This window comes from Priestia sp. P5_B4 (assembly GCF_056400385.1).
On record NZ_JBFULJ010001311.1, the window covers coordinates 1 to 759 of the forward strand.

At 29.9% G+C, this 759-nt stretch carries 1 protein-coding gene; it reads right to left on the bottom strand.

What is annotated here, in order from left to right; genetic code table 11:
- The coding region (locus AC1DRF_RS30675; protein ID WP_477742656.1) for a HesA/MoeB/ThiF family protein at window positions 1-721 on the bottom strand (721 nt) is incomplete at its 3' end.
- Window positions 722-759: the final 38 nt, after the last annotated feature.

Sequence of the window (759 nt, forward strand, 5' to 3'; positions counted from 1 at the left end):
CTACTGCTTCATTTACCCAATCCTGTATATGAAGGGTTGGTTTATCGGCTACACAAATTACATAATCACTACCTTCAATATGTGCCATTACATCTTCAGCACATTCTATACGCTTATTAGTAACATTTAAATTAACATTAGGATTAAAACTCGATATTCTTTCCTTTGCTAATTCCGTTTTTAACTTATTAATATCTTTTTCAGAATATAACAACTGTCTATTAAAATTGCTTAATTCCAAAGTATCAAAATCCAATGCATTAATGTTATGAAAACCTAATGCAGCTAGATGATATAGTATTTGGCTACCTAAACCTCCGATTCCGAGCAAAGCAACCTTCGTATTTATGATAGTTTCTTGCACATTGTACTTGTTGTCCTCTAAAGACGTAAAAAGCGAAAAGTAATTAAGGTTTGCTCTATATCTTTCGAGTTCATAATCTCCTATAGATTGAGGATTTAAAGAATTATCTTCTAAATATTTCTCTGTATCTARTGCTTTTATACCTTCTAATACCTCATTTTCTTTTATATTTGGATACTTTTCTTGAACTAAATGTATTATTTCTTCTATAGAATTTTTTCCGTTGATAAGAGAAATTAAATACTTAATACTTCCACTGGGATCATCAATAACTCCTGCTACTCCATCTTCTTCACCGATATGGATTTCATCATTTATAAAAAATACAGGGATTGTCTCTTTGAACTTAGGTTTCATTTTCTATATCTCACTCCATTTCTCTTAATTATTGAAAT